At 39.9% G+C, this 23,467-nt stretch carries 24 protein-coding genes; 7 read left to right on the forward strand and 17 right to left on the reverse strand.

Annotated features, from left to right (window positions below):
- Positions 1–72: 72 nt before the first annotated feature.
- The 6 genes from ACYH0O_RS16930 to ACYH0O_RS16955 form a co-directional block, all read right to left on the reverse strand.
- On the reverse strand, positions 73–1,008 hold the full coding sequence (locus tag ACYH0O_RS16930; protein WP_482629631.1) for a PstS family phosphate ABC transporter substrate-binding protein: 936 nt from the start codon (positions 1,006–1,008) through the stop codon (positions 73–75).
- A gap of 357 nt (positions 1,009–1,365) precedes the next feature.
- Positions 1,366–3,495, reverse strand: a complete 2,130-nt coding sequence (locus tag ACYH0O_RS16935) for a peptidoglycan D,D-transpeptidase FtsI family protein (protein ID WP_482632596.1) — start codon at positions 3,493–3,495, stop codon at positions 1,366–1,368.
- 177 nt (positions 3,496–3,672) lie between these two features.
- The gene (locus ACYH0O_RS16940; protein WP_149157846.1) at positions 3,673–4,887 is read right to left on the reverse strand and encodes an MFS transporter; all 1,215 of its coding nucleotides are present in this window, start codon (positions 4,885–4,887) and stop codon (positions 3,673–3,675) included.
- Positions 4,888–4,992: 105 nt separating this feature from the next.
- On the reverse strand, positions 4,993–5,601 hold the full coding sequence (locus ACYH0O_RS16945) for a superoxide dismutase (RefSeq protein WP_482629632.1): 609 nt from the start codon (positions 5,599–5,601) through the stop codon (positions 4,993–4,995).
- A gap of 173 nt (positions 5,602–5,774) precedes the next feature.
- Positions 5,775–6,254 carry a DUF456 domain-containing protein gene (locus ACYH0O_RS16950; RefSeq protein ID WP_149157999.1) on the reverse strand — a complete coding sequence of 160 codons (480 nt, stop codon included), beginning with the start codon at positions 6,252–6,254 and terminating at the stop codon, positions 5,775–5,777.
- Positions 6,255–6,326: 72 nt separating this feature from the next.
- A complete protein-coding gene (locus ACYH0O_RS16955; protein ID WP_482629633.1) occupies positions 6,327–7,955 on the reverse strand; it encodes a Na/Pi cotransporter family protein in 1,629 nt (542 codons plus the stop codon).
- 245 nt (positions 7,956–8,200) lie between these two features.
- Here ACYH0O_RS16955 and ACYH0O_RS16960 point away from each other — a divergent pair, with 245 nt between their 5' ends.
- Positions 8,201–8,974, forward strand: coding sequence for a DUF1189 domain-containing protein (locus ACYH0O_RS16960; RefSeq protein ID WP_482629634.1), 774 nt, complete (start codon positions 8,201–8,203; stop codon positions 8,972–8,974).
- Positions 8,975–9,049: 75 nt separating this feature from the next.
- On the opposite strand, the gene ACYH0O_RS16965 is transcribed toward ACYH0O_RS16960, so the two are convergent.
- The 3 genes from ACYH0O_RS16965 to ACYH0O_RS16975 all read right to left on the reverse strand — a co-directional run bounded on the left by ACYH0O_RS16965 (position 9,050) and on the right by ACYH0O_RS16975 (position 11,601).
- Positions 9,050–10,090: a methyl-accepting chemotaxis protein gene (locus tag ACYH0O_RS16965; RefSeq protein ID WP_482629635.1), complete on the reverse strand. Its 1,041-nt coding sequence runs from the start codon at positions 10,088–10,090 to the stop codon at positions 9,050–9,052.
- Complete coding sequence (locus ACYH0O_RS16970) at positions 10,068–10,283, reverse strand: hypothetical protein (RefSeq protein WP_482629636.1); 216 nt, start codon at positions 10,281–10,283, stop codon at positions 10,068–10,070. The genes ACYH0O_RS16965 and ACYH0O_RS16970 overlap by 23 nt, the downstream gene beginning before the upstream one ends.
- Positions 10,284–10,413: 130 nt before the next feature.
- Positions 10,414–11,601, reverse strand: a complete 1,188-nt coding sequence (locus ACYH0O_RS16975; RefSeq protein WP_482629637.1) for an MFS transporter — start codon at positions 11,599–11,601, stop codon at positions 10,414–10,416.
- Between the two features lie 57 nt (positions 11,602–11,658).
- Between ACYH0O_RS16975 and ACYH0O_RS16980 the strand changes: the two genes are divergently transcribed.
- Together ACYH0O_RS16980 and ispG are read left to right on the forward strand one after the other, a co-directional pair.
- On the forward strand, positions 11,659–12,021 hold the full coding sequence (locus ACYH0O_RS16980; RefSeq protein ID WP_482629638.1) for a hypothetical protein: 363 nt from the start codon (positions 11,659–11,661) through the stop codon (positions 12,019–12,021).
- 124 nt (positions 12,022–12,145) lie between these two features.
- Positions 12,146–13,249, forward strand: a complete 1,104-nt coding sequence (gene ispG, locus ACYH0O_RS16985) for a flavodoxin-dependent (E)-4-hydroxy-3-methylbut-2-enyl-diphosphate synthase (protein ID WP_482632597.1) — start codon at positions 12,146–12,148, stop codon at positions 13,247–13,249.
- Between the two features lie 84 nt (positions 13,250–13,333).
- On the opposite strand, the gene ACYH0O_RS16990 is transcribed toward ispG, so the two are convergent.
- On the reverse strand, positions 13,334–13,714 hold the full coding sequence (locus ACYH0O_RS16990; RefSeq protein WP_148969695.1) for a DUF4190 domain-containing protein: 381 nt from the start codon (positions 13,712–13,714) through the stop codon (positions 13,334–13,336).
- Positions 13,715–14,432: 718 nt separating this feature from the next.
- Between ACYH0O_RS16990 and ACYH0O_RS16995 the strand changes: the two genes are divergently transcribed.
- Positions 14,433–15,002, forward strand: coding sequence for a hypothetical protein (locus tag ACYH0O_RS16995; protein WP_482629639.1), 570 nt, complete (start codon positions 14,433–14,435; stop codon positions 15,000–15,002).
- A 33-nt stretch (positions 15,003–15,035) separates the two neighbouring features.
- Here the strand turns inward: ACYH0O_RS16995 and ACYH0O_RS17000 are convergent, their stop codons facing one another.
- The 5 genes from ACYH0O_RS17000 to ACYH0O_RS17020 form a co-directional block, all read right to left on the reverse strand.
- Positions 15,036–15,281, reverse strand: coding sequence for a DUF1499 domain-containing protein (locus ACYH0O_RS17000; RefSeq protein ID WP_482629640.1), 246 nt, complete (start codon positions 15,279–15,281; stop codon positions 15,036–15,038).
- Positions 15,282–15,508: 227 nt separating this feature from the next.
- Positions 15,509–15,925, reverse strand: a complete 417-nt coding sequence (locus ACYH0O_RS17005; protein ID WP_044339634.1) for a Fur family transcriptional regulator — start codon at positions 15,923–15,925, stop codon at positions 15,509–15,511.
- Positions 15,926–15,928: 3 nt separating this feature from the next.
- The gene (locus ACYH0O_RS17010) at positions 15,929–16,786 is read right to left on the reverse strand and encodes a metal ABC transporter permease (RefSeq protein ID WP_482629641.1); all 858 of its coding nucleotides are present in this window, start codon (positions 16,784–16,786) and stop codon (positions 15,929–15,931) included.
- Positions 16,787–16,804: 18 nt separating this feature from the next.
- Positions 16,805–17,581, reverse strand: coding sequence for a metal ABC transporter ATP-binding protein (locus tag ACYH0O_RS17015; RefSeq protein WP_482629642.1), 777 nt, complete (start codon positions 17,579–17,581; stop codon positions 16,805–16,807).
- Between the two features lie 143 nt (positions 17,582–17,724).
- Complete coding sequence (locus tag ACYH0O_RS17020) at positions 17,725–18,606, reverse strand: YitT family protein (protein ID WP_482629643.1); 882 nt, start codon at positions 18,604–18,606, stop codon at positions 17,725–17,727.
- A gap of 90 nt (positions 18,607–18,696) precedes the next feature.
- Between ACYH0O_RS17020 and ACYH0O_RS17025 the strand changes: the two genes are divergently transcribed.
- Positions 18,697–18,951 (forward strand): DUF2624 domain-containing protein, encoded by a 255-nt coding sequence (locus tag ACYH0O_RS17025; RefSeq protein ID WP_149158011.1) that lies wholly within the window; start codon positions 18,697–18,699, stop codon positions 18,949–18,951.
- 55 nt (positions 18,952–19,006) lie between these two features.
- Here the strand turns inward: ACYH0O_RS17025 and ACYH0O_RS17030 are convergent, their stop codons facing one another.
- Positions 19,007–19,900 carry a deoxyribonuclease IV gene (locus ACYH0O_RS17030; RefSeq protein WP_149158012.1) on the reverse strand — a complete coding sequence of 298 codons (894 nt, stop codon included), beginning with the start codon at positions 19,898–19,900 and terminating at the stop codon, positions 19,007–19,009.
- A 69-nt stretch (positions 19,901–19,969) separates the two neighbouring features.
- On the reverse strand, positions 19,970–21,277 hold the full coding sequence (locus ACYH0O_RS17035) for a DEAD/DEAH box helicase (protein WP_482629644.1): 1,308 nt from the start codon (positions 21,275–21,277) through the stop codon (positions 19,970–19,972).
- Positions 21,278–21,592: 315 nt separating this feature from the next.
- On the opposite strand from ACYH0O_RS17035, the gene vrrA reads away from it, so the two are divergent.
- Together vrrA and ACYH0O_RS17045 are read left to right on the forward strand one after the other, a co-directional pair.
- Positions 21,593–22,309, forward strand: coding sequence for a VrrA/YqfQ family protein (gene vrrA / locus ACYH0O_RS17040; RefSeq protein ID WP_482629645.1), 717 nt, complete (start codon positions 21,593–21,595; stop codon positions 22,307–22,309).
- 174 nt (positions 22,310–22,483) lie between these two features.
- The gene (locus ACYH0O_RS17045; RefSeq protein WP_482629646.1) at positions 22,484–23,440 is read left to right on the forward strand and encodes a 4-hydroxy-3-methylbut-2-enyl diphosphate reductase; all 957 of its coding nucleotides are present in this window, start codon (positions 22,484–22,486) and stop codon (positions 23,438–23,440) included.
- Positions 23,441–23,467 lie beyond the last annotated feature (27 nt).

Genomic DNA, 23,467 nt, shown 5'->3' on the forward strand with positions numbered 1-23,467 from the left:
CATCCACATGACAAGATGAGAAGCAAGTAATCGCTTCTCACCTGTTCATTTTGACTTTAACAACGATTAATCTTATTTAAGACCTTCTAATTTTTCAGTAGCTTCCTTGATTTTATCTTCAGGAAGACTTACATAGCCAACTGCTTCTGCCATTTCAGCAGAGTTATCAAGAGTGAATTTCATGAAATCATATACAGCTTCATTATCTTTAACAGAAGCGTTTTTAGCATACACGAACAATGGTCGTGATAGTGGAGTGTATTCTCCACTCTCGATTGTTTCGTTATTCGGCTCTACTCCGCCGATTTTCACCGCTTTAAGCTCTTCTTTATTTGCAAGGTAATAAGCATAACCGAAGAATCCGATGGCGTTTTTATCACCTGTTACACCTTGTACAAGAACGTTATCATCTTCAGAAAGCTGAATGTTTTGTTTAGTCATATCTTTTTCTTCTAAAATGACTTCGTTGAAATAATCATATGTTCCTGAGTCAGTACCAGGAGAATAGAATTTCACTTCTTCATCCGGCCATTCCGGGTTGATATCAGACCATTTCTTTGTCTTTCCATCTTCAACCCAAAGCTTTTGAAGATCTTCAACTGTCATGTCTTCTGCCCAGTCATTTTCTTTATTAACAACGATTGTAAGACCGTCTTTAGCAACTTCGAATTCAGTGAAATCAATACCAGCTTCTTCCAGCTTTTGCTTTTCTTCGTCTTTGATAGGACGGGAAGCGTTTGAAAGATCCGTTTCACCTGCGATGAACTTTTCAAATCCACCACCAGAACCTGATACACCGATAGATACCTTTACATCAGGTTGTGCAGCTGCATACTCTTCGTTAACTGCTTCCATGATCGGAGCTACAGTTGATGATCCATCCATTTTCACGCTTCCGGACAGCTGTTCTCCTGAGCCACTTTCAGCCCCACCTTGAGCACCACATGCTCCTAATACAAGAGCTGATCCGATCATTGCTGACATTGCTAGATACTTAAAGCTTTTCATTCCTAAATTCCCCCTAAGAAACTTGGTTGTTTTGTCCTACGAGTAATAGATTAATAGATGAGTGTTAATGAGGTTTTAACCGTTTGTAAAGGTTTTGTAAATTCGACATGTTTCTTCATCTTCAGACCCTTCCCAGAACCTGAAAAACCTCGTCGAACCCTTACTAAACAAAGTATTGGACAATGATTTGTAAATTAAGTAGTTTCCTAATAAAAATCAAATATTTATTTCGATTTGATCCTGATTCTCGATTTCATTATAAAAATGTTCCTTTGATTTTGAGTAAAATGACTTAATATACATAAGAAAAAAGCTGATTCCCAGAAAGTTATTTCGTGGAAATCAGCTATAGTTTGCTTAGTTATTCTGTTCTCTTTCCTCTTGCATTTGTTCTTCTGCCTCTTCAGCGTTTTCTACTTTCTTGTTAACTGAAGTGGGGTCCTTCCCTTCTTCTGCACGTTTCTTCTTCAGTTCAAAGTACTTATCCATCACTCGTTTAGAGATGTATTTATTAACATAAGGATCGGCTACTCCGCTTGCTTGTATATGAGAAGCGGGAACCATTGTGGCATAAGCCACTTCAGGGTTATCAAATGGGGCGTATCCGATAAGAGTCGTGTTATAGTTCAGCTCTCCATCTACATACGTCTCAGCGGTACCTGATTTACCTGCCGCATTATATGGTGCATCCTTGAATTGATCATACGCCGTACCATCCGGATAGTGGTACACACGATAGAACCCTTGTTGGACATGCTCGATCTGGGCTTGTGTCGCATCGATTCGATTCAGCACATTCGTCTCTTTTTCAAACAGAATCGGGCCCAGGCTTTCCTGATCGTTTGTTGGCTCTCTGATTTCTTTCATGATATGTGGTTCCACACGATAACCATCATTGGCAATCGTTGAGATATACTGAGCTAATTGCATCGTTGTATACGTATCGAACTGCCCAATCACTAAATCCAGTAAGAAACCAGGAGTGGTGTCTGTACCTGTAAGTCCGGCAGACTCACCGGGTAAGTCGATTCCAGTCGGCACACCCAATCCGAATTGAGCGTAGTGGTTCCGAAAGATATCAAAAGCTTCCGGATTATTCACAATCGGCTCATTTGGTACATACTGACCTCCTGCTACTTTAAGGGCAACCTTCCACATGTATGAATTAGAAGACTTCTCCAGAGCAAACAAGTCTGACATTGGAATTCGTTGGTATCTATTGAACCATGAAGATTTTGGCTTTGTCCCTTTGATTTTTAGTGGTTCATCGATCAACACTTCTCCCGGTTGTAAATTTCCCGTCATATAACCGGTTAATACTGTGGCGCCCTTAACCACCGATCCAACTTCATAAGAAGACGTAAAGGTTCCTAACGCAGCATCTCTCATCTCGTACTTGCCTGTTTCAGTGTTCTTCACATATTGTTTTCCTGCCATAGCTAATATTTCCCCTGTATTAGGGTCAATCATGACCACGTAAGCCCGATCCAGGTTAGGAGACTCACCGCGGTTCACAATCTGTTTTCGTAATTCTTCTTCTATAATTTTTTCGACTTCACGTTGAAGCTCCATATCGATTGTCAGAACAATATCTTTTCCCCGTTGACCTTCTTGAACGAGTACAGATTCCAACACGCTACCACCTTTGGTGACGTTTTTGATTTGTTCCTTTTGACCTTGCAGGACATCTTCATACTCTAATTCAACGTAACTCTTCCCTACACGATCATTCCGGTTATAGTCTTTCGCTAAATAGGAATCTACCAGGTTCTTCGGCAAACCTTCTCTTGAGGAAGAAACGTTCCCGAGAATCGTCCTCAACGTATCATCAAAAACGTAGGATCGCTTCCAGTCTGTAGTGGTATTGATGCCGGGAAGTTCGCTGAGATGTTCACTGACGACGGCGAATTCTTCCGGTGTGACCCCTTCGTTCTTCACAACTTGCGGATTTAATGCATACCCGCTGGAGAACTCACGATAAATCGCAATGATTTCTAAATCTTTTTCAGTCAGTGACGCTAACTCGTCTTTTGTGATCCGGTCTAATCTCATTTGGTACACTTTCGCGTTTACATCTTCTTCAGAGAAATCTTCATTGTTTTGAAGCTTTTTTATTTCCTCTTCTGAAACCTTTTTGTCTGCTTGTTCTTTATTATTTAATAACCAATAATCTTTCTTGTCTCTTTCTGTCACTTCTTTGGTATCTTTTTCAATGTACTCAGAAAGCTTGGCAGCAACCTCCATCATCTCTTCGATCTTGGTGTTGTTTGCACGTGTATACGTAATCGCATTCAACGGAACATTATCGACGATCACATTACCATAACGGTCATACATTTTCCCTCGTGGCACACCTGTATTGACGACAACATCCTCTGTTCTTTCTACTTCCTTCTTGTAGCTTTCTCCGTTCACTATTTGAACGAGTCCCAGTCTAAGAACCAGAAGAGAGAATAATAAGAACACGGCAAAAAACAGCAGATTCATCCGAACAGGAACATGCGTCTTTCTTTTTCTCTTATTTCTTTTCAATCTTTCCAACCCTTCCTCTATGTAAAAATATCTTTATATCGTTACCATACCTTCTTATTTTATAGAAAAATACAAGGATAATCTAGACATAAGCAAAGAGAGGAAATCTTTCCCTCTCTTTGCTTGAATATCCTAAATGGGTAAGTCCACTTTTCGCACGAAGAAATATATGAGGGTATGACCCGCTCCAAGCATTAATAGGAGGATGGGGATACTCTCTTCGTGGTTAAAAAATGTGACGGCAATGATGAAAGCCAGGACTGACACAATTCTTCCCGAATTCAAGAAAATCTCCCTCACGACAATATACTCGATTCTCATTTCAGCGGCGTTCCATCCCGTTCCGATTACATCATATGTCATTGAAATATAAGGTACCAGAAGTATGGGGTATGCAATGGCAATCATCCCGGCATAGAGCAATAACTTCGTGTAAGTGACATCAAACACAATTAAGAATATTGCCAGGTAGAGGAGGATTCCGCCTAATAGAATAGCCTTTTTTCGAAACTTTTTTTTAATCACCCGCGATGCAATGTAATAGCCTACGAATGCGATCCCTGAGTTTATGAGTCCGAATGTACCGATGGCAAACTCACTTCCTGTACTGATGAACACAAACACAGAAATAATGAAGATAAACGTTCCTTCTCTCAACCCCTGGAAGAAGTGGGCGTTCGTAATGAAGCGCCAGTTAGCATTGTTTTTCCTTTCTTCCAGTATTCTGAGGAATAGATATCGCCCCGATGCAGGTCTTCTTTTTAGAAAGAAGCTCAAAAGAACGGCTATGGCAAATAGCAGGAGAGATAAACCGAATACAATGGTATAGCCTTTATACGAAGCAAATCTGGAGATGATAAAACCTGCGAGGATCGGACCGATCATTCCTCCAGCTGATGTTAACGTACCGAGGAAACCATTGAAGAAATCTCTCGTTTCAGGTTCCGTAATTTCAAAGGTCAGTACATTAAACGCTAACCAATAGAAGCCGTAGCCGATACCGAGCAACGCTCCTAACACAACCAGGTAATTTTCGGCCGACTCCCCGAACGAGAGTACAGATATGTAAAAAAGAGCCAAAAAAATAACCCCGAAGCGTAAAACAATCACCCGGTCTACTTTCTTTGCCAACCTTCCAGCTAAAATAAATGTTATTGGTTGAAAGATCACCACGGTTAAATTATAAATGCCTAGGTCAATAAATTCACCTGATTGCTTCCACAAGTAGATGTTTACAAATGTGTTTGAGAGCGCAATACTCAAGGAATATAATCCGCCAATCAACAGCAGCAGAGTAAGGTCTCTCGTTAAATCAATATCGCCTAATAACTTTTTATAGCTACTCATTTGAAAAACTCCCCTTTAACGTACCCCTATCTTGTGAAAAAGGGAGGGAAGTTATACAAAAAAAAGAGAGGTTCTTGAAAGAACCTCTCTCCTCGTACGATTTAATTATTTAGCAGCTGAATAACGCTTCGCTACTTCATCCCAGTTTACAACGTTCCAGAACGCACCGATGTAGTCAGGGCGACGGTTTTGATAATTCAGGTAGTAAGCATGCTCCCAAACGTCAAGACCTAAAACAGGAGTTTTACCTTCCATTAGAGGGCTATCCTGGTTTGGTGTGCTTGTTACTTCTAATTCACCGTTGTTTACCACAAGCCAAGCCCAACCTGAGCCAAAGCGGGTAGCAGCAGCGTTAGCGAACTCTTCTTTAAATGAATCGAAGCTTCCGAATTTGGAAGAAATGGCATCTGCCAGCTCTCCAGATGGAGTGCCTCCACCATTCGGAGATAACACTGTCCAGAATAGAGAGTGATTAGCGTGGCCGCCACCATTGTTGCGTACTGCAGTACGAGCACCTTCAGGAACAGCGTCTAAGTTAGAAACAAGATCTTCAATGGATTTGCTTAGTAAATCATCGTGACCTTGAAGTGCATCATTTACTTTCGTAACATATGCGTTATGGTGTTTCGTGTGGTGAATGTTCATTGTTTCCTTGTCGATATGAGGTTCTAATGCATCATATGCGTAAGGTAATTGCGGTAATTCGTAAGCCATTATAAATTCCTCCCTATGTATAGTTTCCTGAACAATGAATTCAGGCCGTTTCAGTATAAGATTACCAAAACTACTATATCTGTTCAAATATTTTGCCTTCATTTCTTCACTTTTTCGTACAAGTTTAAAATCCCCTATATTTTTTTCTCTAGTCATAAGAAAAATCATTCCGGTCAAATGACAATGAAGAAATAGATAGCCATGACAATCTGGATGATTCCTTTTGTCACGACACTGGAGATGAATCCAACGACGGATCCTACGCCTACTTTTACGGCGGTCTTTAGATTGGATCTATGAACTACCCATTCACCGATGATTGCCCCTAAAAAAGGACCAATCAGGATTCCGATGACAGGAATGACGAAAGGTCCGATGAGCAGACCGATTGTACTTCCCCAAATTCCTGCTTTCGTACCACCAAATTTCTTTACCCCAATAAGGTTCGCCATGTAATCAGCACCGAAAAGAAGAATCACAAACAGAACCTGCACAGTCCAGAATAACCAGCTAAAGGGTTCGAAACTGAAAAACACTCCGTACAAAATAAAGCTTCCAATCAGAAAGACAACACTAGGCAAGATAGGATATATCAATCCAACAAAGGCTAAAATCATTAATACGATAATAATGGTCCAATAAATAAATTCCATCTTTTAACACCTCCCATAAAGTATAAAAAAAACTGACCCATTTGACAAATTTCAAATGAGTCAGCACTTGTATTATTCTACACCCAATACGGCCTCTGCGATATTAACAGCATGATCACCGATACGTTCTAAGTTACTGACGATATCAACAAACACGATACCTGCTTGTCCCGAACATTTCCCTTCGTTCATACGCAGTATGTGTTGTTTACGAAGTTTTCTTTCCATCTTATCGATCTGATCTTCTTTTTCAGCTACTTCCCTTGCAATATCAGTGTCGTTCAAGTCTAAAGATTTTAACGCTTTTTCCACTGTTTCAATTGTTAGATTGAACATTACTTCAAGGTCATTCATTGCATCATCTGTAATTTTAACCTTGTTGGTTTGCTGGTATTCAATCAGTTCAACAATATTCTCAAAATGATCTCCTACACGTTCGATGTCGCGTACGGTGTCCATTAAGATGGAATGACGCTCTGATTCATTTTCAGATAATGAAGCAGAAGATAAATCGACCAGGTAATTCGTGATTTTCTTATCAAGATTATTAATGGCACCTTCAATTTGATAAGCTGCCTCTGCATTCTTAGAGCTCTTTGACTTCAAGAACTCATTGGTTTCTTCTAATCCCTTAACAGCGAATTTACCCATGCGAAGTACTTCTTCCTTAGCTTGACCTAAAGCGATGGAAGGTGATTGTTCAATAAACATTGGATCTAAATGTTTAGAGTTATAATCAACAAGGGAATCCTGCCCTGGGATCAATTTCGTGACGATCACTGCTAATATGGCGATGAACGGGAATTGAATAATGGTATTCGTTATATTAAATGAGCCGTGAGCAAAAGCGATTGTCATCGGTTCATTCAGGTTAAATGAAGATTGTAAAAACAGAACAAACTTAGTGAAAAATGGCAATATGATTAAAAAGATTGTTGAGCCAATCAGATTAAAGAGCACATGGACTGCTGCAGCTCGTCTTGCAGCAACTGAAGCACCCAAAGCTGCCAGAACTGCCGTAATGGTCGTTCCGATATTATCCCCGAATAAAATAGGAAGTGCTGCCTGGATGTCCACTAAATCTGAACTGTAAAGCTCTTGTAAAATACCGATAGTTGCAGATGAACTTTGTACAATTACAGTAAATAGAGTTCCAATTACTACTCCAAGAATTGGATTTGTACTCATACTTACAGTTAAGTCATGAAAGGCTTCAAGTGAACGCAGGGGCTTCATTCCTCCACCCATTAATTCCAATCCATAAAATAATGCACCGAAACCAAAAATCATTTGTCCAAAATTGTGTACTTTTTTATTCTTAAAGAAGAATAACATAATTGTTCCTACTGCAATGATCGGTAATGCATATGCTCCAATATCGATCCCAATGATAAACGCTGTTACCGTTGTACCGATATTCGCACCCATGATGACACCGATCGCTTGTCTGAGTGTCATGAAGCCTGCACTTACCAATCCGACTACGATAACCGTTGTTCCACTACTTGACTGTATTAAGACTGTAACAAAAATACCTGCCAATACGCCCATAAATGGGTTGGTCGTGAACTTATCAAGAATTTCTTTCAAGCGTTCACCGGCAGACTTTTGAAGTCCGTCCCCCATGTACTTTATCCCGAAGAGGAAAATCCCTAATCCTCCAAAGAACTGAAACAACATCTCTTGCCAATTTAATTCCATTTTTTCAACCCCTACTTAAATTTTCGACATTAAACAACAAAAACCCCATATCATTTTTAATATATTCTATAGAAAAGGTAAATACTTTTTGCTCTAAATTTACAATAGGTTAATAAAACTCGACTTTTATTACAAATATGTTACAGAATAAAATCATTCCAAATTGTTCAAATTCTCTACACTTGATGAAGAAGAAAGACAAGCATAAAATAGTAAGGGTATGCACGAAAGGAGAAAAAGTATAAATGAATGTTTTTCAACAATTGTATAAAAGTATCTATTCCCCAAAAGACATCGCAACATTCCGCTTTCAGGGAATTGGCAAGACGATCCGTTACATATTCTTACTGGCACTAATATCTATTTTACCAGTGGCTGTACAGTTTATATCGTTTGCAACCAGTGCCATCGACAATGTAAGAGAATCAGTTGAAGCTGAATTTCCACCCTTTACAATCGATAATGGCTCGTTATCTTCCGATCAATCAGAACCGATCACACTCGAAAAGGACGGTATCACCATCATCTTTGACAGTACAGGCGAACTTAAGGAAGAAAAACTTGATGCAAACGATGATACGATAGCCTTTTTGGAAAAGAGTTTTGTAGTCATCAATCAAGGGAATGTTCAATCTTCTTCCTACAGTTTATTTGGGGATACATCGCTTACAAAGGATGGCTTAATTGATCTATTGGATTCGTTAATAGATATGAAATGGATCCTCCTTCCCGTAGCGTTATTCTTTCTTTACTTATTCACTTCCGGAATGACGTTCTTGAAGATCACGTTATTCGCCATAATCGGTGTTACCTTTGCCAATGTCCTTAAACGAAATGTTAACTACCGGCAAAGTTTTCGAATGACCGCCTATTCCGCGACGGTTTCCACCATATTTTTTACCCTAATGGAAATGCTGCAAACCTATATTCCTGCAGCCCCTATTCTGGATTGGTTTGTGATCACCGTCATTCTGTACTTAGTCGTAAAAGAGATTCCTCAAAAGAGAATCCGGGCATAATAAGAATCCCTGTCTCACCCGGAGACAGGGATTTACCTTTCACATCATTTTTATAGGAACCATTCGTTTCCATCCCTATAACTTGAATTGCCTGCTTAATTCCTTTAGTTGGTTAGAAGCATTCAATAGCTTTTCTCCTACTTCATGGGTATTCCTAACCATTTCGTGCTGCTCTTCAAAGGCAGCAAGCATCTGCTCCGTTCCCGCTACCGTTTCTTGTGAAACGGAAGAAAACGCCTCTGTAGATGCTTCCACCTTTGGGAGAGATATTTCTAAATAGCCCAAATCCGCCTTCATATTTTGCAGATCCCTGCTTACACCATCTATTTCATTTTTTAACAAATCAAACGATTCTCGTGTCTCAGTAGCTTCTGATACGTAGTACTGAAATTCTTTGAAAAATTGATCGAATTGCCTCGAAGCATTTAACGTGATTGACTCCATAGTTTGAATGGACTCACTAATATTCTTTATAGCATCTGATGATTGATCTTCAAGCTTTTTCACTTCATTGGCGACAACCACAAATCCACGACCGGATTCACCCGCCCTTGCGGCTTCAATCGTAGCATTGAGGGCGAGGAGTTTCGTTTGTTCAGCAATTTGATTAATCAATGAAATCACCGTGACGATAGAGGATGATTGATCATGGACTTCTTGAATGATCTTATTCATTTGCTTGAAGTCTCCGGATACCCTCTTCAATCCCCCAACCATTTTATCAACCTTGTACTCCCCGTCACCCGCAGATTCATTCATATCCTTTGTTTTCTCAAAGATGGAATTCATTTTCATAAATATAGATTTTACGGTCATATTCATTTCTTGGAAGTGGTTGACACTTACTTCGGAAGTACTTGCCGTTTCTTCTGCCCCACCCTTCACCATTCGTACCATTTCTACCATATACTCATTTCCTTTCAATAATTCAGTTGAAGAGGTTTGAAGCTGTATTCCTGTAGATGCTAAACTGTCTGTTATTTGATGAATACTATGTATTAAGTCTTTCATTTTCACTACCATTGAATCAAAGCTCTTTTGAAGAGAAACGATTTCCGGCATCGTCGTTTCGACAGGGATGTTGAAAGCCAGATCACCATCCCTTATTTTCTTCATCGATTCGCGCAATTGAGCGATCGGGGATTAACCGGTTCACAAATAATAAGACAATGATAAAGGCAATCCCCATGCTGAGACCAATCATAACCAATGTATAGGCAGCCATCGACCGAATGTCTTCCATATACTCTTCCTGAGGGACAACGATCACATATTCACCTTGCAGCTCCTGAATCGAATGAAAAGCCATCGTATAAGTCTCCCCCTCGATGGTTCATTCTCTTAAGAAGTTCAATATTTTGGCAAATTCATACACCCTTCCTTTCCCCATTGCATTTTCTCAAAGAAAGATGGAGGAAATGTAAAGCTGGTGTAAAGGTTTATTGAATTTCAGGACGAAAGACCCCCTCCCTACGCTTGGACAGAAACATAAATAACAACAAGTTAAGAAGGGAAAATGCAAAGGTGATCAAATACATTTCCGACACATCGTCTTTCCAAAGGCTGTAAGCAATTGGTCCAAGTGCAACCCCACCAAACCTCACAGCTCCATAAATACTGACAATAAGTCCCCTTTCATGCTCCGATACACTTCCCGTAATAAAGGTATTAATGACCGGCAGCATCAAGCCCAATCCCCCAAAGCTTATTGTAATAAAGAACATCAAAAACCCCAATGATGAAAAAAAGATCAGAAAGCCTAATGGGACCGACATCATTAACAATCCACATTTCATATACGTCCATCCCAGTTCCTCATCCGCCTTTAACCTCCCCCCACACCAGTAAGAGCTAATGGTCATCGTGCCAAGTGGAAAGATAAATGTAAATCCCTTGAAAAAGCCATCAATATGAAAAGTATTTTCAATATGGTAGGAAAGGAAGAAGAGAATGCCGAATAATAAAAATAAGCCTATCCCTCCAATCGCATATAGTGGAAATAATAAGCGTCCCTTTGAAATAAAGATGGAGTACAGGCTCTTTTTATCAGCCTTGTGATAAACCTCTTTCGTTTCAACCGTTTTTCTGAGTCCTATCAATATCACAATGCACAATACAGGAAACACCCAAAATGCATGATTCCAATGGACCAGGATAGCCAGTGTGGCACCAGTAAGGGGTGCGACTACCTTTCCTATCCCATTAAACACCTCTAACGAGCCTAACATCCTTGAGCGTTCGTGTCCCTGAAAGATATCACCGATCAATGCCATGGCCAGAGGTGTCGTTCCAGCGGCCCCCACTCCTTGTAATCCTCGGCCAATCATGAAAAGACTAACAGTTTTATTTACTTCTCCGCTCACAACACACAGTACACTTCCCAGAATCATTATCCATAGTGAAACAATGATTAATCGTTTACGTCCAAAGCGATCCGACAACACCCCCACAAACGGAATCACCACTGCTGCAGGTATGGTGAATGAGCTTAAGATAAAACCAGACCAGCTGCTATTCAAATGTAAATCCGCTTCAATACTCGGGAGAATGGGAATAAGCATAGAATTTCCCAGTACCATTAATATGGGCAGTAATCCGATTACCAGTTGGAGAAGCTTATTCGTCATGATTTGTAACCCCTTCATAGTCAGATTCATTCTAAAAAACCCGGGAGGAAAGTATATATGAAAAGAATGGCTATTTTCTTTGGTATTATCATTCTTCTTTATAGTGTCTATTATGATTTAAATAAGGGAACCCTGAGGCTCCTTTATAAAGAATCCACATTCGCAACAGCCCAGCCACAGGTTAATCAGGCGTCTCCAGCCGCGTCACAGGAAACTGCTGAGGAAGATCCCTCATCCCTACCTTACGTGGAAATGGAAGTCAAGCCCGGTGATACAGTATTAAGTCTTGTAGAAGACCTTCTTGATGGTTCTATACCTGTTCCCATTGAACGTGTGATTACCGATTTCGAAGAATTAAATGATGTGCCGCCTGCAAAGATCCAAATCGGGAAAATCTACAAAATCCCGAATTATCAATAATCCAAGCATTCAAAATACACCTATTTCTTGTCATTTCACACAAAACACTGTTACAATAGCTTCGTATTACTTTTAATGAAAGTTTTTAGAACCTTTCTAAAGGAGCGAATTACACTTGAGTGAAATTATACATCGTTCAAAAACACGTCCGGTCAAAGTCGGAGATTTAACTATTGGTGGTAACAACGAACTTGTTATCCAAAGTATGACCACTACAAAGACACATGATGTTGAAGCAACGGTTAATGAGATTCACCGTCTCGAAGAAGCAGGTTGTCAGGTTGTCCGGGTAGCTTGTCCGGATGAACGTGCAGCAGACGCGATAGCTGATATTAAGAAACAAATCAATATTCCACTTGTTGTCGATATACATTTTGACTATAAACTAGCCTTAAAAGCCATTGAAGGCGGGGCCGATAAAATCCGGATCAATCCAGGAAATATCGGTCGCCGTGAAAAAGTGGAAGCAGTTGTCAAAGCAGCGAAAGAAAAAGGGATTCCAATTCGAATTGGGGTAAATGCCGGAAGCTTGGAAAGAAAAATTCTTGAAAAGTACGGATACCCAACGGCTGACGGTATGGTAGAAAGTGCCCTTCATCACATCAAGATCCTGGAAGATTTAGATTTTCATGACATAATCGTTTCCATGAAAGCATCTGATGTAAACTTGGCCATCGAAGCATACACGAAAGCGGCTAAAGCATTTGATTACCCGCTTCACCTTGGAATCACTGAATCAGGTACATTATTTGCAGGAACAGTAAAGAGTGCAGCAGGGCTAGGGGCGATTCTAAGCCTTGGCATTGGAAATACACTGCGTATTTCATTAAGTGCTGACCCTGTTGAAGAAGTGAAAGTAGCAAGAGAATTATTAAAGTCGTTTGGATTAGCTTCAAATGCAGCTACTTTAATCTCATGTCCGACATGCGGACGTATCGAAATCGACTTAATTTCAATAGCCAATGAAGTGGAAGAATACATCTCCACCATTAAAGCACCAATCAAAGTGGCTGTCCTTGGATGTGCAGTAAATGGACCAGGTGAAGCCAGAGAAGCCGATATCGGCATTGCCGGGGCTCGTGGTGAAGGACTGTTATTCCGAAAAGGAAAAACTGTCCGGAAAGTTCCTGAAGAGACGATGGTTGAAGAATTAAAGAAAGAAATCGACAAGATCGCAGAAGAATATTTTGCACAGCAAGAAGCAGAAAAGAAAGAACAGGAAGTATAAATGCATGTAAAGAGGACTGATCTAAGATCAGTCCTCTTTTTTAATTTCTTGAAATGCTCCCAATTTCAAGAAAAAGCACTATTCTTAAAAGAACGGCAGTACAAATAATCCGATAATTATCGATACAGCCCCAATTCCGATTGCCCAGGCACCGAGCATTTCTGCTCCTCGTCTTCTTGCCACAAATCCAAGAACAATCCCCGCAGCCCCCATGATTACCGGGAGAATAAATAAGGAAAGAATGGATAGAGCAAGTGCAGAGTAACCTAATACACGACCTGATGTTGTCGTATCTTCGGCGGTATCCTCTTCAAAGTCACGGCTTACACTCATTGGAGCAGCAATTTCTGCTGCTGTTTCTTCACGGTATTCTTTACTCACATCTGTTTCCGGATTGTCGTAATACACGTCGATATCTTGTAGATTTCGATCAACGCTGTTTAATTCGCGTCGTTCATCATTCATACAGCAATCCCTCACTTTCTGTGTTTGGGAGCCTTCTTATTGTGTGTCACTCCGCTTTTTTTACTATGCTAATGTTTGTCAATTTTGTTAGCTTACTTTCACTTTCCAAACCAATAATTGCTTTCGAAAGACTTCTTTTCACATAAATTTTTTGTTTTTTCATTTGATCTGCCTGGGCTCTGTCAATAAGTGTGTGATGGATGTAGAGGGAAACTGCACCGCTTTCCACGGACGTTCGGCCAACCCTCCTCAGCTCGGCACGACCGTACTTCCGTAGGAGTCTTCGCAGTTCCCCTCACCATCTTTAAGAGATTGTCTTGACAGAGCTCAAAGGTGTCAAATTAAAATCTCTAGCAAACATAATTCTCCTTCCTTAAAAAAGTATTTCAATCACTACTCACCATAAATGAGGTTATTTGCTAAATTTTTTGCCTGTTATTTTTCAAAAAAGGAAGCATGCTCAGATAGTTGATTCTCGCTGCAGGTGCTCGACTCCTGCGGGAATAGCGGGAAAGTTGAGACCCCACAGGGCATAAGCCCGAGGAGGCTCAACTCACGCCCCGCGGAAAGCGAGCACCTGGAGCGGAAATCAACCACTACTTTCTTTCCGAAGATTGCACCAAACTTTACGTAAAGAGCTTTTGAAAACAACGGTTATCTACTGGTCAGAAATGTGATAAACTTGAAGGAGTTTTTATAAAGAGGAGCATGATAAAGAATGAAACGTTTTGGAATCGATATTGATGGGACAGTTACGTCACCCGAATCTTTACTGCCTCACATAAATGATTATTTTAAGTTGAACTTAACCTTACAAGACATTACCCAATACGAACTGACAGAGGTTCTGAATATTTCACCCCAAACTTTCGGAAAATGGTTTAAGGAAGCAGAACCAACCATTTACAAAGAATCTCCACTTGCTCATGGCGCAAAGAAGATATTGGATCAATGGAAAGAAATACATGAGCTTTATTTCATAAGTGCAAGAAGATCCGATCTCACCCAATTAACCAAAGAATGGTTCAATACCCAGGATTTGATGTATCACCACATCGAATTAATTGGTTCACATGACAAAATTTCAACAGCAAAAAAACACGGAGTCGATATTTTCTTTGAAGATAAACATGATAATGCTGTAGCGATTTCTGAAGAACTTTCGATTCCTGTTCTGTTATTTAACACACCATACAATCAACAACCGATCCCTGATGGAGTCATTCGCGTAAATGACTGGCAGGAAGCGAACTCCTGGGTTCAAACCTGGCTTCAAAATGAATCATAGGAAAAAGCCTATAATCTTAAGAGGCTTTTTCCATTACTTATTAAATAAATCTTTAAATTGTTCCACCCGTTTCCGATTCACTTTAAAACCATAATATCCGAGACGTGAACCTGACTTGATTTGTAGAAGTTTGGTGCTTTCATCTATATAGATTTCAAGGTCATCCTTGAATTTCAACCACTTTGATGTGAAAACTGCATGCACATAAAGTGACTTATCTTCCTTGATCTCTACATGATCGAACTTACTGAGGGTGCTGCGGATTCTCGCCTTCCGCATCCTCTGTGCTTCCACTGATGGGAAGTGGTGCTATACGATGATATGATGTGAGGTCTATCGTGCTCACACAGTTTTTTTTATTCGATGGACAGTGAGTAAAAGGGACTGTTTCCATGGCTGCATCTCCTCTCAATTCCTTCTGTATAATTGCATTTTTTCCCTCTTTTACCTTTACTTAAACTATGGACATTTCAGTAAAAGAAAAAAGAGACCCTAAAAGGATCTCTCTACTGACATTGAGGACATTTGCCATAAATTTCGAATTTATGGCCGGATATATCATACCCTGTGTCCGTTAAATTTTCTTTTAACGCTTCCATGGGACATGTGTGAATTTCTTTCGTTTTACCACAATCCATACAAATGAAGTGATGATGATGGTGATGACTTTCACATGTAAATCTAAAATGTCTTTCACCTGAGAGTTCAGTCTCTTCCAAAATCTCAAGTTCAACAAACAAGCTCAAATTACGGTAGATTGTATCAAAACTGAGCCCCGGGTAATCAGCTTTCATATTTTCCAAAACATCCCTGGCCGTCAAATATTTATTAGAGCTGGAAAACAGTTCAAGTAATTGCTCCCGTTTTCCTGTATGCTTATATCCTTTTGATTTTAACAGGTCCATTGCTTCCGTTACATTCATTTTCTACACCTCAACTCTAGAAGAATGACTCGACGTTCTTATTTTTTTAATCACAATTGTAATGAGAAGGATTAAAATAGCCGTCATGACAATCGTACCACCTGGTGCAAGATTCAAATAGAAGGCACTGATTAATCCAACAATAACAGAAATTTCACCAAATAATAGTGAAAACCCAATTGTTTGTTTAAATCCATTGGCAATCCTGATACTTGCAGCAACAGGTAATGTCATAAGTGACGAAACCAGCAGGATCCCGACGATGCGCATGGAAGCGGCAATCACAAGTGCTACCATGACCATAAAGATAAAATGGATCGCCTTAGCGGGGATACCTGACGCCTTTGCATGATCCTCATCAAAAGATAGAAGAAACAATTCTTTATAAAGCAAGAAAATCACCCCTATCACAAGAACGCTGATTCCTCCAATCAAATACAAATCTCCCCTGCTGACTGCACTGACACTTCCAAACAAATAGCTAAATAAATCTGTATTAAAACCGTCTGCTAGAGAAATGAAGATGACCCCTATCCCGATTCCTCCAGATAGGATGATCGGAATTGCAAGCTCCTGATAATGCTTGTATAACATACGCAAACGTTCAATGAATAAGGAGCCCATGACAGAGAATACCATTCCAAAATATAGTGGATTCAATCCTGAAAAAGCAGGTATCGTTTTACTTATATACAGGCTCGCTGCAATACCAGACAGAGTGACGTGACTCAATGCATCCGCAATTAAAGAAAGCCTCCTTACGACGATGAATGCTCCTAATAAAGGTGCGATGATTCCAATGAGAATCCCCGTTAGAAATGCATTTTGTAAAAATTCATATTGAAAAATAGCTTGAAGCATTGTCTTCCCTCCAATCGATCATGAATGATGATGTTCATGCTCATGATTTAAGAAATGTACATCATGACCATAAAAAGAAGAAAGCTGATTTTCCTTTAGCTTCTCAAACTCTTCTGTTTTGCCATGGAAATGTAAGTGTTTATTTAAACAAGCGACATGAGTCACTTTGTTCGAAATCGATCCAATGTCATGAGTGACAAGTACGAGAGTAATCCCTAAATCCTTATTTAAGGTTTCTAACATATCATAAAAGTTTTGGACGTTTTGACTATCCACTCCCACTGTCGGTTCATCAAGAATCAATACATCAGGTTGGCTGACGAGCGCACGGGCAATAAACACCCTTTGCTGTTGTCCACCTGATAATTCTCCAATATTACGTTTAGCGAATTGACTCATCCCAACCGATTCTATGGCTCCGTATACATCTTGTTTATATTTAGATGAAATCCTCTTGAACAAACCTGCTTTTTTCGCTAATCCGCTTGCCACCACCTCATATACTGTAGCTGGAAAGCCTGTATTGAAGCTATTGGCCTTTTGGGAAACAAACCCTATGCGATCCCATTGTTTGAATTTATGCTGGGGGATCCCAAATAGCTCAATATTCCCTTGTTTTACTCGTAAAAGGCCCAGAACAAGCTTTAGTAATGTCGATTTACCTGAACCATTAGGTCCGACGATTCCAAGGAATGCCCCTCTGGGAATGCTTAAGTTAATATCTTCAAGCACTCTTTCCCGCTCATATCTGAAATTCACATCTTCTATTTTAATAATAGGATTTGCAGTATCCATTTTAATCATCTCTCTTTATAAGAATCATTACGATTTAAAAGTACATAGGGTAGTATACATGATGGGTGCACAATTGTAAATCATTCATGCCCCAATACCGGAATGCTCAATTTGAGTGAGCATTCCGGTATTTGTATGCTGCATTAGTGAATGGCAGACTTAAATCGTGCACCCTTTGTTTCCTGTGTGCTCATAATCGTAATGAAAGCATTTGGATCTACATCAGAAACAATGGATTTCAACTTTGTTACTTCAAGTCTGGTGACCACGACATAAATGACCTCTTTATCATTATCTGTGTAACCTCCACGCCCCTTTAACATAGTTGTTCCCCTGCCAAGTCTTTTTAGTATTGCTGCGGACACATCAAGGTAATGGTCAGAAACAATGATTACAGCCTTCGTTTCATCCATTCCCTGAATCACCGTATCAATCGTCTTAAAGGCTATATAGTAGGTCATAACGGAATACATCGCTTCTTCAAGTCCGAAGACAAATGCTGCCCAGGCGAAAATGAAAATATTGATGAACATAACAAACTCCCCCACTGAAAACGGAAGTTTTTTCGTTAAAAGAATACCTAGGATTTCAGTTCCATCTAGTGATCCACCATGACGTATCACAAGGCCGACCCCAACTCCAAGTGTCAAGCCTCCAAAAACAGTGGCTAACACTTTCTCTGTTACAAAGGGATCCATATGGTGTAATAGGCTTTCAATACCTGCTAGCGCAATAATGGCAAACAGTGAAGAAACTACAAAGGTTTTCCCGATATGTTTATACCCGTAATACATGAAAGGAAGATTTAGAAGAACCAGCAGGGTGGCAAAGTTTACAAATGGAATGGTGTCTGAAACTAAATAATCCAAAATCAGCGAAACACCAATAATACCACCATCGATAATATTATTTGGAACAAGGAATAACTCAATGGATATAGCAGCTAATGCTGCTCCAATTATAATAAAGATTAGTCGGTAAATAAAATGAAGGGGACTTTCTTTTTTATGTACTCTTTGGGTCATCGTCAATTCCTTTCCTTTCACTTTATTTTCTTATAAAAATGTCACTTTCTGATCAGGAGTTACATATGTATCTGTTGAGGAGTGATAAACATGAAGCTATTACAAAACGTGATTAATCACAAAATTAACAATATCACAAATGAAGAATTATTAAAGTACGCCAATCAATATAACATTTCATTGACTTCACAGCAGGCAACTAGCATCGTCGCTAGTGTTAAAGGAAAGAACATTAATATCTTTAATGACAGCAAACGCAGTAAATTGGTGAAGGAATTAGCAAGGCTCATAGGTCCTGCCAAGGCGAAGGAAATCAACCAACTCTTTTTGCAGCTCATCAGATAGTAAAAGAAGAGGAGGCGTCCCTATTGATGAGAGATGACCTCCTCTATTACCTTTTTTATTGATTCAGAATTTTCGTTAATACATCTTCATCGAACGTTTGACTCTGAAGCATGTCAATTTCGAACTTGTAAGGGGGTTTTTTATTTTTCTTATCTTCCCCTACATATGGTGTTTCCAGAATCTTAGGTACCTCTTGCAGCTGTGGATGATGCACAATATAGTTCAGTGCTTTGAATCCGATATGTCCGAATCCTAAATTTTCATGCCGGTCTTTACTAGCCCCACGTTCATTCTTACTATCGTTAATGTGTAGAACCTTTAGGCGATCAATCCCGACAATCTTATCGAATTCTTCCAAGACTCCATCAAAATCATCCACAATATTATATCCTGCATCATGGGTGTGACAAGTATCGAAACAAACAGAAAGGCGGTCATTCAGTTCTACTCCATTGATGATTTGAGCTAATTCCTCAAAAGATCTTCCACATTCTGAACCCTTCCCTGCCATTGTTTCCAATGCAATTTGCACTTTATGGTCTTTGGTTAGGACTTCATTCAGACCTTCAATGATCTTTTCGATTCCCTTATCTGCTCCTGCACCTACGTGAGCGCCCGGGTGAAGCACAATCTGCCCCGCTCCCAGAGCTTCTGTGCGTTCGATTTCAGAACGGAGGAAATTGACACCTAATTCAAATGTAGCAGGGTTCGTCGTATTTCCGATGTTAATGATATAGGGAGCATGAACAACGATGTCCTCTATCCCATTTTCTTTCATGTGAGCGATACCCGCTTCAATATTTAAATCTTCGATCTTTTTTCTTCTCGTATTTTGAGGGGCACCTGTATAAATCATAAATGTATTCGCTCCATATGAAACGGCTTCCTCACTGGAAGCTAATAGCATTTTTTTACCACTCATTGAAACATGGGATCCAATCTTAACCATTCTTCTCAACTCCTAAGAAAATCTCTCTATATTGTATCGAATGTGTACAAATGAATCACGTTAAAACTCTTATTTGCTTCTGTTTTTCTTTCTTCTCTCTCGTTTCTTGATTTGATCCATTTTGTATTTCATTTTCTTTTTATAACCCGGCTTAACTGTTTTCGGTTTTCGAACCATTGATTTCGCTTTTTCATCAATCTCATCAACATTCGTTTTTTGACGGTTCTTACGTTTGTTCAGGGGTGGCAACTCAGACCATTCCCCTTTCTTAATGTCTTGATGAGCAAAGCTGATTCCGAGCTTCTCCAGACGATTCAATGCATCTTCATCCGAAGGTGTGTAAATGGTATAGGCAATCCCGGTATTACCGGCACGCGCTGTACGACCAGAACGGTGAACATAGAAATCGAGATCTTGTGGCAATTCAAAGTTAATGATGTGACTTACACCTTCAATGTCGATCCCTCTTGCTGCTAAATCAGTCGCTACGATGTACTGATAATCCAGGTTTCTCGTTTGCTTCATCATTTTCTTACGCTCACGGGGAGAAAGGTCTCCGTGAATCCGTCCAACCTTTAATCCTTTTGCGATCAAAGCATCTGCCACTTCATCTGCTTTTTGTTTTGTATTGGTGAAAACAATACCTAAATATGGATTAATATCCACTAAAATATTGTACAACAGGTTAATTTTATCGCGACTCTTAAGTGGGACGATTACATGTTGAATATTCTTTGCCGATAGCTGCTCGGGCTCGACATGTGCATATTGTGGATTTTCCATATATTTTTTTAAGAATGGCTTCAGTTTCTCTGGAATCGTCGCAGAGAATACAAGCATTTGTAATTTTTCAGGCATCTTTGCCGCAATCTGATCCACATCTTCAATGAATCCCATATCTAGCATCAAATCTGCTTCATCAATAACCAGTAGACTGGCAGTATGAACAAATAAGGCTTGATCTTTCACTAAATCATTGATCCGTCCAGGAGTACCAACCACAATATGAGGCTGGTGTTTCAATTTCTCAATTGTTCTCTGCTTGTCCGTTCCACCAATAAAGCAGCGGGAAACAATGTTGCTATCTTTCGTGATCTTTAGTACCTCTTGATAAATCTGTTGTGCAAGTTCACGGGTTGGAGCAGTAATCACTGCTTGTACCTGTTCAGAATCTGCATCCACTTTCTCAATGATCGGTAATAGATATGAATGTGTTTTTCCCGTTCCTGTCTGGGATTGACCAATCGCACTTTGCCCTTTTAAAATCAGTGGGATCATTTTCTTTTGAATTTCTGTTGGTTCGTAGAAACCCAGTTCTTCTACCGCTTCATTAATGAAAGACTGGAATCCGAATTGTAGAAATAAATTCTTTTTCATTCTTTACATCTCCTTTTATCAAAATATCCTTTTATTTACGCTGTCATCGGGATGGATGCCAAGTCGAACAAATCATCACCATAGATATATATAAAATTTACGGATCACTTTATCACCACGAGTGATTTTACCTTAACGTAACAGTTTAGTAAGCGTCATATTTAAAGAACATCTAACCATTATAATGTTTTTTTGGCAAAACATCTAGTTCATACTTATTTTAATTTAAGATGATATTGTATGAATACCCTTTTTTCACCTATTGCATACTCTATAATGACGAGGAATTTATTCGAATGAAAGGAGGCTGTCATTATGCCGCCTAGAAGAATGAGGAATCAGGGCCAGGATATGCGAAATCCTTTCGGGATGAGACAGCAGCGGGGATTCAGTGGGTTCGGAATGCAGCAGCCTGGAAGGAATGGCTTTGGAATGGGGCAGACGCAGCCACCTCCGTTTCAATTTGGAGGACAACGTCAAAATCAAGGATTCAATATGGGGATGAATCAGAGAGGAAAAAGCCGGGGGCCAGGTAAAGGTGGTTTATTGTCTAAGCTTCTTAAAAAGGGGGATAATCAGAATGCCGGCGGAGGATTATTACAACAATTTTCCAGAGGGGACTCATCTTCCAACACGACTGGCTCTGAACGATCCCCACAGGCAGCTGGCGGAATCCTCCAGAGCTTATTGAACCCCGGTAATGTGAATTCATTTTTATCCAATACACAGCAAATGCTCCAGACAGCTCAACAGCTGGGTCCGATGTTCCAACAATATGGCCCTATGGTGAAAAATATCCCGGCACTATGGAAGTTATATCGTGGATTCAAAGATATGCCTGCCGATGATGCGGCCGACAAGGGGAATAGTGAAGAAAAAATAGTGGATAATGACATCCCTGAAGTTGAATCCACCGTTAAGAAAAAAAAGAAGAAGAAACCACCGGTAGAAATTTCAGAGGATAGTGATCTTGATGATAACCAGGCGCAATCAAAGTCTAAATCAGGATCAAAACCCAAACTGTATATTTAAAGCCAGGATCCCTAAAGGTACTGAATCACCTGTTTAGGGATTTTGTTATTTAGCGGCCGATCAAAGGCATTTCAAGGGGGAAAGGTTCACATTATTATCGTTCTCTTTGTCAGGAGGGCTGTTCTCCTTTATAATGAAGACAAAACCTTTTCTCATGTAGGAGGATATTCATAGATGGAAATTATTAAGATTACTCCGAGAGGCTATTGTTACGGTGTTGTAGATGCAATGGTCATTGCAAGAAATGCCGCTTTAGACAAATCGCTTCCTCGTCCAATTTATATTTTAGGCATGATCGTTCACAATAAGCATGTGACTGACGCATTCGAAGAAGACGGTATCATTACCCTGGATGGCAGCAACAGAAAAGAAATCATCGAACAAGTAAATGAAGGAACGGTTATCTTCACGGCTCATGGAGTTTCTCCTGAAGTGAAAGAAATAGCCAAACAAAAAGGACTTGTCACACTGGATGCAACTTGTCCCGATGTAACGAAAACCCATGATCTGATTCGCGCTAAAGAAGCGGAAGGCTATGACGTGATCTATATTGGTAAAAAAGGACATCCTGAGCCTGAAGGGGCTGTCGGGGTTGCACCTGAGATTGTGCATCTCGTGGAAACAGCAGAAGATGTAGAAGAACTTTCAATTGATAACGAAAAAATCATTGTGACTAACCAAACGACGATGAGTCAATGGGATGTATTGGATACGATGGATAAAGTGAAAGAAATGTACCCTCACGTTGAGCTGCACAAAGAAATATGCCTGGCTACCCAGGTTCGTCAAGAAGCAGTAGCTGAACAAGCTGGTGATGCAGATGTTCTCATCGTAGTTGGAGATCCTAAGAGTAATAACTCCAACCGGCTCGCTCAGGTATCAAAGGATATCGCAGGTACTCCTGCACATCGCATTTCCGACATTAGTGAATTGGATATAGAATGGATTAAAGATGCGGGCGTCGTTGCTGTAACAGCCGGTGCATCCACTCCTACCCCAATCGTAAAAGAAGTCATTAAATTCCTTGAAGCTTTTAATCCAAATGATGAATCCACTTGGACAAGAGAGCGGAATGTTCCATTAGATAAAATTCTCCCTAAAGTACGAAAAGCTAAATTGGGAACAAAATAAAGGTGAAAGGCCCCTTAGAAATTCTAA

Source organism: Rossellomorea sp. H136, assembly GCF_056838065.1.

Excerpts from the sequence above, each read along its gene's own strand:
- ACYH0O_RS17045 (WP_482629646.1), top strand. The coding sequence starts at position 22,484 with ATGGAAATTATTAAGATTACTCCGAGAGGCTATTGTTACGGTGTTGTA.
- ACYH0O_RS16935 (WP_482632596.1), bottom strand. The coding sequence starts at position 3,495 with ATGAATCTGCTGTTTTTTGCCGTGTTCTTATTATTCTCTCTTCTGGTT.
- ACYH0O_RS16960 (WP_482629634.1), top strand. The coding sequence starts at position 8,201 with ATGAATGTTTTTCAACAATTGTATAAAAGTATCTATTCCCCAAAAGAC.
- ACYH0O_RS17005 (WP_044339634.1), bottom strand. The coding sequence starts at position 15,925 with ATGAATGTAACGGAAGCAATGGACCTGTTAAAATCAAAAGGATATAAG.
- ACYH0O_RS16930 (WP_482629631.1), bottom strand. The coding sequence starts at position 1,008 with ATGAAAAGCTTTAAGTATCTAGCAATGTCAGCAATGATCGGATCAGCT.
- ACYH0O_RS17020 (WP_482629643.1), bottom strand. The coding sequence starts at position 18,606 with ATGACCCAAAGAGTACATAAAAAAGAAAGTCCCCTTCATTTTATTTAC.
- ACYH0O_RS16995 (WP_482629639.1), top strand. The coding sequence starts at position 14,433 with ATGAAACGTTTTGGAATCGATATTGATGGGACAGTTACGTCACCCGAA.
- ACYH0O_RS17000 (WP_482629640.1), bottom strand. The coding sequence starts at position 15,281 with ATGCGGAAGGCGAGAATCCGCAGCACCCTCAGTAAGTTCGATCATGTA.
- ACYH0O_RS16955 (WP_482629633.1), bottom strand. The coding sequence starts at position 7,955 with ATGGAATTAAATTGGCAAGAGATGTTGTTTCAGTTCTTTGGAGGATTA.
- ACYH0O_RS17010 (WP_482629641.1), bottom strand. The coding sequence starts at position 16,786 with ATGCTTCAAGCTATTTTTCAATATGAATTTTTACAAAATGCATTTCTA.
- ACYH0O_RS16980 (WP_482629638.1), top strand. The coding sequence starts at position 11,659 with ATGAAAAGAATGGCTATTTTCTTTGGTATTATCATTCTTCTTTATAGT.
- ACYH0O_RS16990 (WP_148969695.1), bottom strand. The coding sequence starts at position 13,714 with ATGAATGATGAACGACGCGAATTAAACAGCGTTGATCGAAATCTACAA.
- ACYH0O_RS17025 (WP_149158011.1), top strand. The coding sequence starts at position 18,697 with ATGAAGCTATTACAAAACGTGATTAATCACAAAATTAACAATATCACA.
- ACYH0O_RS16945 (WP_482629632.1), bottom strand. The coding sequence starts at position 5,601 with ATGGCTTACGAATTACCGCAATTACCTTACGCATATGATGCATTAGAA.
- ACYH0O_RS17030 (WP_149158012.1), bottom strand. The coding sequence starts at position 19,900 with ATGGTTAAGATTGGATCCCATGTTTCAATGAGTGGTAAAAAAATGCTA.
- ACYH0O_RS16970 (WP_482629636.1), bottom strand. The coding sequence starts at position 10,283 with ATGGCTTTTCATTCGATTCAGGAGCTGCAAGGTGAATATGTGATCGTT.
- ACYH0O_RS16940 (WP_149157846.1), bottom strand. The coding sequence starts at position 4,887 with ATGAGTAGCTATAAAAAGTTATTAGGCGATATTGATTTAACGAGAGAC.
- ACYH0O_RS16975 (WP_482629637.1), bottom strand. The coding sequence starts at position 11,601 with ATGACGAATAAGCTTCTCCAACTGGTAATCGGATTACTGCCCATATTA.
- ACYH0O_RS17015 (WP_482629642.1), bottom strand. The coding sequence starts at position 17,581 with ATGGATACTGCAAATCCTATTATTAAAATAGAAGATGTGAATTTCAGA.
- ACYH0O_RS16965 (WP_482629635.1), bottom strand. The coding sequence starts at position 10,090 with ATGAAGAAAATAAGGGATGGTGATCTGGCTTTCAACATCCCTGTCGAA.
- vrrA (WP_482629645.1), top strand. The coding sequence starts at position 21,593 with ATGCCGCCTAGAAGAATGAGGAATCAGGGCCAGGATATGCGAAATCCT.
- ACYH0O_RS17035 (WP_482629644.1), bottom strand. The coding sequence starts at position 21,277 with ATGAAAAAGAATTTATTTCTACAATTCGGATTCCAGTCTTTCATTAAT.
- ACYH0O_RS16950 (WP_149157999.1), bottom strand. The coding sequence starts at position 6,254 with ATGGAATTTATTTATTGGACCATTATTATCGTATTAATGATTTTAGCC.